The 1,923-nt window shown below is 39.6% G+C and carries 2 protein-coding genes; one reads left to right on the forward strand and one right to left on the reverse strand.

Annotation, left to right across the window (positions count from 1 at the left end; translation table 11 throughout):
* Window positions 1–110, forward strand: a 110-nt coding sequence (locus tag ACVWXS_RS25845; RefSeq protein WP_456960681.1) for an IS3 family transposase, incomplete at its 5' end; no start/stop codon positions are given.
* Window positions 111–1,180: 1,070 nt separating this feature from the next.
* Here the strand turns inward: ACVWXS_RS25845 and ACVWXS_RS25850 are convergent.
* Complete coding sequence (locus ACVWXS_RS25850; protein ID WP_456960680.1) at window positions 1,181–1,759, reverse strand: hypothetical protein; 579 nt, start codon at window positions 1,757–1,759, stop codon at window positions 1,181–1,183.
* Window positions 1,760–1,923: the final 164 nt, after the last annotated feature.

The raw sequence follows: 1,923 nt of genomic DNA on the forward strand, positions 1-1,923 counted from the left end.
TTAAAGAAAAGCTAGAAAAATATATACATTATTACAACACGAAACGAATTAAGGCAAAATTAAAATTGAGCCCGGTGCAATACCGAACGCAATTTTACCAAGCTGCCTAAATGAAATAACCGTGTCTAACTTTTAGGGGTCACTTCAAGTTTGGGCGCACATTAAAAATCCGCGAGTGTTGTTACATCAACGTTTCGTGGATTTTCTTATGAACATTGTGTATACGTCTTTTTATACAGGTGGCATAAACGTTGATGTAGCAGTATTTTTACTTGTTTGGTTTGTTCCTCACTTTGCATAAAATCGTGCATATTTCGTAACGTTGTAAATCCGCATTTTTCTGACGGTACCACGATAAGGAAAGTTCAACCAATCGAGTAGGAGGGGGTGACTAACCCCCGGCCTCTCTAACCACCGTACGTACGGATCCGTATACGGCGGTTCCATGAAGTCTGACGGACAGCGATTTTGTATCTCCCTGTCCGTTATGCTTTTCTGTCTCTCCTTGCCACTTGTATTCTCAGCCCTCTTAGTGTCTCCTATGGGATTCACCATTTCTTCCACTAAGTAAATCCATCTTTGGATTGTCTGCTTCATCGAACAAGTGAAATTCGAGTTTATTCCACACTTCTTCATGGTTCGGTCCTTCCCATGTGAACGGTACTATGACCTCTGCTGACTTCTGATGGTTCAGCTACCTATCGCTAAGTAGGTTACAAAGTGTACTTTGCGTTTCCATCAGACCTCCCTGGGTAAGCTTATGCACTTTCACAACCATCTATCCGCCTCATTTACTCGATATGACCTTCGACAGAAAGGACTTTGTGTTGTTATGCACACTCATCCAATCATACCTAGCCTTATATGAGATTCGTGTTCCTCGGACCGGTGTTTTGCCTCCAGCTTCCTTCAGATTCCGCGTCGCCACGGACACCCTTGCTCTTGGCTAACCTCTACTTCTGTCTTCGGGGTTCGGGACTTGCACCCTATAGTTCATACGCATGCCGGGCGCACATAAAAAAAGAACCGACCTATGTCAGTTCCTTCTTTGGCTAACGCCTCCCGTTAGCCATCCATGTCGCGAAAACTCATCGCTACACCACAGAAAATGAAAGATTATTACGTTCTTTCATGGGAGTTTAATAAGGAATTTGATGTTGGTGAATCTATTTTTGGGACTCTAGTTCTTCCATTCTTCCCTAACAAAAGCTATTGCACTTTCAATAGTTAAGACATTTTTCTTAAGCCAACTTTCACCCATTTCTCTTACCAACGAGTGAATAAAGCCAATTTTACTAACAATGTTCACATAATCCAGTAATACATTTATTACACCATCATTTAATCCCAACTTTTGTGAATCTTTCACCAGTTCTACATCATCCTGAGAAACAGCACCATTGCAATTTTTAAGATAATCAATTGGTGTTAAAGAGTTAACCTGTTTTATATACCATTCGTCGTAACTCATTCCTGTTTTAGTTATAAACTCTTCTTCTTTTTTTGCATTCCATTCCTCAATTGTTACTCCGTGAATTTCTTTAAATCGTTCTTCAGCAGTCGTGCCGTATATTACTTTGCTACTTATTTTCTTATATCGCTTTTTATTTTTCTTCGCCCCTTTTTTCGCTTTTTCTTCAAGTTTTCTTCGCCATTCCTCTATTGTCATTTCGTTTACTTCTTTAGAATGTTCTTCGTTTTTTTGTCTATGTTTTGCTAAATAGTAGGATTTTTTAAATCGTTTTTTATCTTTACTCACTCCATTTCACCCCTTTTCTTAAAGATTGTTGTTATTCATACAGATAGGTAAGCCTTTGAAATTATCGCCAGCTTTTCCCCCTGTTCACACCGTACGTGCGACTTTCATCGCATACGGCGTTCCAACTAATCCAATTTATTCTTTCTATGTATTAAGCAGACGAG

The sequence above is a fragment of the Lysinibacillus sp. TE18511 genome (assembly GCF_054062295.1).